Genomic DNA, 7,571 nt, shown 5'->3' with positions numbered 1-7,571 from the left:
GCGTGTCCCCATGCAGCTGCCCCGGCGTGCCGGGGCACGGCGGCGGCGGCAGCGCGCAGGCCACGCCGTCGACGTCGGCGCCGTGGCACAGCACGGTGTCGCCATGCGCCAGGAGACCCGTGTCAATGGCGCCGAAGGCCATGCGCACGGCCGTGCGCGGCAGCCGGCCCGTGTCTGCGCCGCCCAGCAGATAGCCGGCCCCGTCGGCCACGCGCGCCAGCACGGTGGCACCGATAGCGATGCAGGATGCATGACTGCCGTCGTCCAGCACGACGGATTCCGCTTCCGTCGGCCAGTCGGGCGGTCCCGCTTCGGCGTGACCGTCACCCAGCGCCAGGCGCAGGGCTGCGCGCGCCGCCGCGCCATCCGGATCGGTCCCGCTGCCCGCCACGGCCAGCACGCGCAGGCCCGCGTCGCGCACGAGCGCGGCGATACGGCCGGCCTGCTCGCGCGGCGGGTCGATCACGACACAGGCCCCGGCATCGAACACGATCCAGCCGTGCCGCCCGTCGCCGCTGACCTGCATGACGCCCGGATGCCCGCCGTCGAGCGGAGACGCGCGCAACGCTTCGCCGCAGCGGCGGATGCGCGCGCAGGCGGCGTCGATGAAGGCATCGTCCGCGAGCGGTCCGATCGACAGCCGCACGGCACCACCGCTGCGCCACACCGGCAAGCCCATCGCATCGAGCACGTAACTGGGCGCGGCCCTGGCCGCGGAACAGGCCGAACCCGCGCTGACGCGCACGCCGGCCGCGTCGAACAGGTCGAGCAGGTCCTTGCTCGCCACGCCGGGCACGGCGAAATTCAGCGTGGTCGGCAGGGTGTGTTCGAACGGCGCATTGAAGACGATGGCGGGAAAGGCGGCGCGCAAGGCAGCCGCCAGCCGCTCGCGCAGGGCGTTCAATTCGGCGTGGCTGCGGAACGTGCCGCCCTCTTCCAGCGCGGCCAGCACGGCGCCGAGGGCGGCGATGCCGGCCATGTTCTCGGTGCCGGCACGCTGTCCGCCCTCCTGGCCGCCGCCGATCATCAGCGGGGTGTACGGCGCGCCGTCGCGCACGTACAGCATGCCGATGCCTTTCGGCGCATGCAGCTTGTGGCCGGAGAACGGGGCGTAGTCGATGCGGGTGTTGGCGAGGTCGAGCGGCAGTTTGCCCAGCGCCTGCACGCAATCGACCATCCAGTACGCCCCGCCGCCGGCCTCGCGCAGCACGCGCGCGAGGCCGGCCAGGTCAGAGATCGCGCCCGTCTCGTTGTTGGCCGCCATCGTGCACACCATGGCGGCACGCGGGGCCAGGTCGCGCAGGACGTCCAGGCGGTGGCGGCCGGTGGCGTCGACCGGCAATGCGTATAGGGTCAATCCCGTGCCGAGCAGGCGGTTCCAGTGCGCGAGGCTTTCCGGCACGGCCTTGTGCTCGGTGGCGCCGTAGAGCAGCAGGTCGCCGCACGCATCGAAGGCCGCCTGGCGTGCGCGCACGGCGACCAGCGCGGACAGCACGGCGGTCTGGATGCCCTCGGTGGCGCCGCTCGTGAACAACACCCGGCCGGGGCCGGCGCCGAGCACGCGGCGCGCCCGGGCGCGGGTCGTGTCCAGGATCTGCCTGGCACGCAGGCCGGTGGCGTGGCTGCTGCTCGGATTGCCGAACGAGGCCGCCATCGCATCGACCGCGGCAGCAATTGCAGCAGGTAAAACCGGCGAAGTGGCGTTTGCGTCGAGGTAGATGTCGGGGGCCATGTAAAAATTTCTAAAAAGTCCAAAAATAAATGCGCCAGCAGCGCGATTGTTGAGTAATATGTTACGGTTCGGTGCTGAAAATGACGTACTAAAGAATCTTTGATTTTTCGTTAGCTGAAGAACGGACATTCTTAATACCGCGAGACGAATAAGATGAATTCACTCGACAAATACGACTGTGCAATTCTGGCGGCCCTGCAGGCGGACGCGACCCTGTCGATTTCCGGCCTGAGCGAGAAAGTCGGGCTGTCCAGCACCCCGTGCTGGAAACGGGTCAAGCGCCTGGAGGAAGAGGGGTACATCGAGAGCCGGGTCAGCATCGTCAACCGGAAGAAGGTCGGCCTGCCCGTGACCGTGTTCGTCAGCGTGCGCACCAACGAGCACGACGATAAATGGCTGGAGCGCTTCGCCTCCGCCGTCGTCGCGCTGCCCGAAGTCCTCGAATTCCACCGCATGAGCGGCGACGTCGACTACCTGCTGAAGGTCGTCACGACGGACATCGGCGGCTACGACCGCTTCTACAAGAAGCTGATCAAGACGGCCCAGCTGGCCGGCGTCTCCTCCGCGTTCTCGATGGAGCAGATCAAGTGCACCACTGCGCTGCCGCTGGAATTGATCACGCACGGTCTCCCTGCCTGACCAGTTTGCACCCCCAGCCATTCGTGCGATGATGGCGGCCGTTGATTACAACGGAGAAAAACGAATGGCATCAACCATGAAAACCGTGGCGCTGGCGGCGATCCTGCTGGCGACCGGATCTTCCGCGGTCGCCCAGGACCAGGTCGTGCGCATCGGCGTGAGCGGCCCGCTGTCGGGCGCCAACGCCTTCGCCGGCAAGGACGACGAGAACGGCGTGCGCCTCGCGGTCGAGGAACTCAACGCGCAGAAGCTGAAGGTGGGCGGCAAGACGCTCAAGTTCGAACTGCTGTCCGAGGATGACCAGGGCGACCCGAAAGCGGGCGTGAACGTCGCGCAGAAATTCGCCGACGCCGGCGTCAAGTTCGTGCTCGGCCCGTACAACTCGGGCGTGGCAATCCCCGCCTCGCGCGTCTACAACGATGCCGGCATCCTGATGTCGACCGTGGGCACGAGCCCCAAGATCACCCAGTCGCGCTACCCGAACGTGTTTCGCATCGTCGCGAGCGACACGCAGGTGGGCGCATCGATGGCCTCGTACGCCGCGAAGGAACTCAAGCTCAAGACGGTCGGCGTGATCGACGACCGCACCGCGTTCGGCCAGGGCATCGCCGACGAATTCGCGAAGCAGGCGCGCGCCTCGGGCGTGACCGTGGCCGGCCGCGAATTCACCAACGACAAGGCGAGCGACTTTGCCGCCATCCTGACCGCGTTCCGTGCGAAGAAGGTCGACGCCATCTTCTTCGGCGGCTACGCGCCGCAGGGCGCCCCGATGGCGCGCCAGATGAAGCAGCTGGGCATGGCGAACGTGCGCCTGCTCGGCGGCGACACGCTGTGCAGCCCGGAGATGGCCAAGCTGGGTGGCGACGCCGTCGGAGAAAACATCATGTGCGCCCAGGCCGGCGCGATGCTCGACAAGCAGGCCGGCGGCTCCGCGTTCAAGGCCCGCTACAAGCAGCGCTTCCAGCGCGACCCGGACGTGTACGCGCCCGCGTTCTACGACCAGACGATGTTCATTGCCCAGGCCATGAAGGCCGCGAACACCATGGACGCCGCCGCCGTCGGCAAGCAGCTGCACACGATGACGTACCAGGGCGTGGCCGGCACCTATGGCTACGATGCGAGCGGCAACCTGAAGAAGACGGCCGTCACCCTCTATACCTTCAAGGGCGGGCAGCTGGCGCCGCTGGCCAATTATTAAAGAGCGCCTGTAAAGACTGGGCTGCGGGCGGCGCGAGGCGTATCCTTGGCGCCGCTTCTTTTTCTACGCGAGCACACCACATGAAAGCTATCCCCACCCTGGGCACCATCGCCGCCGCCTGCCTCATCGCCTGCGCGCCGGCGCTCGCCGCCGACACCGCGGCCAAGTCCACCATCGGCGCCACGAACGCCGCCAGCGCCGAATCGAAAAAGCTCAACCAGCTTGCCGACGCATACTGGGACGCGCTGGCGCGCTTCGACCCCGTCTCCGCCGGCGAGAGCGGCGACAACCGCTACGCCGACCAGCTCGGCATGTCGATCGCGCCGCAGAACCGCGCGCGCCAGTTCGCGCTGTACAAGGATTACCTGAAGCGCCTGCACGCGATCCGCCGCGACGGCCTCGCCCAGCGCGACCAGACCAGCTACGACATCCTCGACTACGAACTGAACACCGCGCTGCGCTTCGAGCCTTTCCCCGAACACCTGCTGCCGCTGAACCAGATGGATGCCCTGCCCGTCACGCTCGCGAACTACAGCAGCGGCCAGCAGGCGCAGCCACTGTCCACCGTGAAGGATTACCAGGCCTACCTGAGCCGCCTGAACCAGCTCGGTCCGTGGATCGACCAGGCCATCGCCAACATGCGCGAAGGGATGAAGCGCGGCGTCGTGCAGCCGAAGGCCGTCATGCAATCGGCCCTGCCCCAGTTCAAACAGCTGGTGGCCGAGAAGGCCGAGGACAGCATCTATTCCACGCCCGTGAAGAACTTCCCGGCGGCCTTTTCCGCCGCCGATAAAAAGAAACTCGCGGCCGGCTACCGCGGCACGATCGCCGGCAAGCTGAATCCGGCGCTGAAGCGCCTGGCCGACTTCATCGAACACGACTACCTGCCGGCTTGCCGCACGACCGCCGGCTGGAGCGCGCTGCCGCAGGGGATGGACTGGTACCTCGTGCGCGTCGCGAGCCAGACGACCACCGACCTGCAACCGGAACAGATCCACCAGATCGGCCTGAAGGAAGTCGCGCGCATCCGGGGAGAGTACGCCCGCATCGGCCCGCAGATGGGCTACGACGGCCCGGCCGCTGGCCTGCCGACGTGGGTGTCGGAGCAGGCGAAATTCAAGCCGTTCAAGACGGAGCAGGAAGTCATCGACGTCTACCGCAAGCTGGACGCGCAGCTGAAGACCAAACTGCCTGCGCTGTTCTCGCTGCGTCCGAAGACGCCGCTCGACCTGCGCCTGGAACCGGAACTGTCGCGTGCGACGGCGTCCGACCACTACACGCCGCCGGCCGCGGACGGCTCGCGTCCGGGCGTGTTCTGGTCCGTCGTGAACGACCCCACGCAGTACGGCAGCACCGGCATGGTCACGCTGTTCCTGCACGAGGGCCAGCCGGGTCACCACTTCCACATCGCGCTGATGCAGGAGCTGGGCCTGCCCAACTTCCGCAAGTTCGGCGGCAACAATGCGTTCACGGAAGGCTGGGCGCTGTATGCCGAGACGCTGGGCACGGAGATGGGGCTGTACGACAAGCCGGAAGACTGGTTCGGCCACCTGAACGACGAGATGCTGCGCGCCGTGCGCCTCGTCGTCGACACGGGCATGCATGCGAAGGGCTGGACGCGCGAGCAGGCTCTCCAGTACATGCGCGAGACGCTGGGCTATCCGGAAGCGCTCGCGCGCAGCGAAACCGAGCGCTACATGGCGTGGCCGGGCCAGGCGCTCGGCTACAAGATCGGMGCCCTCAAGATCCAGGAACTGCGCGCCCGCGCGGAACAGGCGCTCGGGCCGAAGTTCAGCCTGCCGAAGTTCCACGAGATCGTGCTGGGCGAAGGCACGCTGCCGCTGGCGCTGCTGGAGAAGAAGGTGGATCGCTGGATCGCCGAAACCAGATGATGTACTGTGATATGACGTAGGGTGGGCACCCCTGTGCCCACGCGGGAGCCAACGTGGTGCAGGCGTCACGCGTGGGCACGGGGTGCCCGCCCTACGATCGTTCGGCGGTAAAGCTTACGGTAACGGCCAACCCACCCAACCGCGTGGACCGCCCCACGTCCACGCGGGCGTGGTGGACCGCGGCGATGCGCCGCACGATCGACCATCCGAGCCCGCTGCCGGACGCCGCGCTGCCGGGCACGCGGAAAAAACGTTCGCCCAGCCGCGCCAGGTCGGCATCCGGGAGGCCCGGTCCGCCATCCTCCACGTCCAGCACGACCGCCTCCCCTTCCCGCTGCAGCCGCACGCGGATCGCCGCCCCCTGCGGCGCATAGCGCACGGCATTGTCGACGAGGTTGCGGACCAGTACCGCCAGCAGCAGCGCGTTCCCGCGCACCTCGTACGTCCCCGGCGCATCCAGCTCGACCTGCTGCCCTTTTGCCAGCGCGGCCGGCGCCAGTTCCGCCATCACGGCGCGCGCCACGCCGGCCAGCTCGACGGCGACCATCTGCGGCGCCTGCGCGGACTCGACCCGGGCCAATGTCAGCAACTGGTCGATCAGGCGCGCGGCGCGGTCGCAGCCGGCCAGCAGGCCATCCAATGCGTGCTCGCGGGCCGCGTCGTCGGTCGCCACCCGTGCCACCTGCGCCTGCATGCGGATGGCCGCCACGGGCGTGCGCAACTCGTGCGCCGCGTCGGCCGTGAAGCGCCGCTCGTTCGCCAGCAGGTCACCGATGCGCCGCAACAGGTCGTCCAGCGCCGCCGCCAACGGTAGCATTTCCGCGAACATGCCTTCCTGCGGCACGGGTTCCAGCGCGTCGGGGCGGCGCGCCGCCAGCGTGCGCCCCAGCCGCCGCAACGGCGCGAGGCCGCGCCGCACGGTCCACCACGTCGCCACCCCGAGCACGGGCAGCGCGAGCGCCAGCGGCAGCGATACGCCGCGCAGCACGGCGCCCAGGATTTCGTCGCGTGCGCCCAGCCGCTCGCCGACGTACACCTGGCGCCGGCGCGCGGCATCCCAGGCCGCGAACACGCGCCAGCGCACGTCGCCGTCCGCAAAGAACGAAAAGCCGTCGCTCGCCGCGCGCGGCCCGAACGGCTGCGTGGGCGCATTCGCGGAACGCAGGACGAGGTGGCCGTCGCGCCAGACCTGGAAGGCGACACGCGGCGCGTAGCGGTGAAGCATGGGCGCCGCCGGCGCTTCCAGGTCCTCGTCCGCATCGTGGACGAGCAGCAGCGAGGCCGACTGGGCGAGGTGCGCGTCGAGCAGTTCGCCCAGTTCGTGGCGCGTGTCGGACAGGGTCAGCGCGAGCGTCGCGGCCCAGACGGCGGCCAGCACGCCGAACATCAGTCCGAGCAGCCGGACCTGCAGCGATGGCGCCGTGCGGCTCATACGCCCGCCGGGCCGGGCAGCATGTAGCCGACGCCGCGCACCGTCTGGACCAGCGTGCTCCCCAGCTTGCGCCGCAGGTTATGGACGTGCACCTCGACGGCATTGCTTTCCACTTCCTGGCCCCAGCTGTACAAATGCTGTTCCAGCTGTTCGCGCGTCATGACCCGGTTCGCGTTCAGCATCAGCGCGTGCAGCAGGTCGAATTCGCGCGTCGACAGCGTCACCGGCACGCCGGCCTTGCGCACGGTGCGCGCCGCCGGGTCCAGCTCGACGTCGCCCGCCTGCAGGCGGTCGCGTGGCTGTCCGTGCGCGCGCCGCACGAGGGCGCGCAGGCGCGCGGCCAGTTCGTGCAGGTCGACGGGCTTGACCACGTAGTCGTCGGCGCCGGCGTCGAGGCCGCGGATGCGGTCCGGCACGGCGTCGCGCGCCGTCAGCACGAGCACGGGCGTCGTCAGGCCGGCCGCGCGCACGGCCGCCAGCACGTCCATGCCATCCTTGCGCGGCAGGCCCAGGTCGAGCACCGCCGCCGCGTATTCCTGCGCGCGCAACTCGCGCTCGGCCGCATCGCCGCTCTGCACCCAGTCGACCTGGAAGCCGAGCTGGCGCAGGCCGGCGCGCAGGCCGTCGCCGAGCAGGGGATCGTCTTCCACGAGCAGGATATGCATGTGGCCATTCTCC

At 69.0% G+C, this 7,571-nt stretch carries 6 protein-coding genes; 3 read left to right on the top strand and 3 right to left on the bottom strand.

What is annotated here, in order from left to right; all coding sequences use genetic code 11:
* Positions 1-1,732, bottom strand: a 1,732-nt coding sequence (locus AC1DYX_RS07230; RefSeq protein WP_477257767.1) for a cysteine desulfurase family protein, incomplete at its 3' end; no start/stop codon positions are given.
* A gap of 153 nt (positions 1,733-1,885) precedes the next feature.
* On the opposite strand from AC1DYX_RS07230, the gene AC1DYX_RS07225 reads away from it, so the two are divergent.
* The 3 genes from AC1DYX_RS07225 to AC1DYX_RS07215 all read left to right on the top strand — a co-directional run bounded on the left by AC1DYX_RS07225 (position 1,886) and on the right by AC1DYX_RS07215 (position 5,461).
* The gene (locus AC1DYX_RS07225; protein WP_477257765.1) at positions 1,886-2,371 is read left to right on the top strand and encodes an Lrp/AsnC family transcriptional regulator; all 486 of its coding nucleotides are present in this window, start codon (positions 1,886-1,888) and stop codon (positions 2,369-2,371) included.
* A 64-nt stretch (positions 2,372-2,435) separates the two neighbouring features.
* Positions 2,436-3,569 (top strand): branched-chain amino acid ABC transporter substrate-binding protein, encoded by a 1,134-nt coding sequence (locus AC1DYX_RS07220; protein ID WP_477257762.1) that lies wholly within the window; start codon positions 2,436-2,438, stop codon positions 3,567-3,569.
* 80 nt (positions 3,570-3,649) lie between these two features.
* The gene (locus AC1DYX_RS07215) at positions 3,650-5,461 is read left to right on the top strand and encodes a DUF885 domain-containing protein (protein ID WP_477257760.1); all 1,812 of its coding nucleotides are present in this window, start codon (positions 3,650-3,652) and stop codon (positions 5,459-5,461) included.
* Between the two features lie 91 nt (positions 5,462-5,552).
* On the opposite strand, the gene AC1DYX_RS07210 is transcribed toward AC1DYX_RS07215, so the two are convergent.
* Together AC1DYX_RS07210 and AC1DYX_RS07205 are read right to left on the bottom strand one after the other, a co-directional pair.
* Positions 5,553-6,893, bottom strand: a complete 1,341-nt coding sequence (locus AC1DYX_RS07210) for an ATP-binding protein (protein WP_477257758.1) — start codon at positions 6,891-6,893, stop codon at positions 5,553-5,555.
* Positions 6,890-7,558: a response regulator gene (locus AC1DYX_RS07205; protein WP_477257756.1), complete on the bottom strand. Its 669-nt coding sequence runs from the start codon at positions 7,556-7,558 to the stop codon at positions 6,890-6,892. Before AC1DYX_RS07205 ends, AC1DYX_RS07210 begins: the two co-directional genes overlap by 4 nt.
* Positions 7,559-7,571: the final 13 nt, after the last annotated feature.

The sequence above is a fragment of the Massilia sp. P2_C2 genome (assembly GCF_056404615.1).
This window is presented reverse-complemented; position numbering and strand designations above follow the sequence as displayed.

Coding starts and splice junctions, on each gene's coding strand:
- AC1DYX_RS07205 (WP_477257756.1), bottom strand. CDS start 7,558: ATGCATATCCTGCTCGTGGAAGACGATCCCCTGCTCGGCGACGGCCTG.
- AC1DYX_RS07220 (WP_477257762.1), top strand. CDS start 2,436: ATGGCATCAACCATGAAAACCGTGGCGCTGGCGGCGATCCTGCTGGCG.
- AC1DYX_RS07210 (WP_477257758.1), bottom strand. CDS start 6,893: ATGAGCCGCACGGCGCCATCGCTGCAGGTCCGGCTGCTCGGACTGATG.
- AC1DYX_RS07225 (WP_477257765.1), top strand. CDS start 1,886: ATGAATTCACTCGACAAATACGACTGTGCAATTCTGGCGGCCCTGCAG.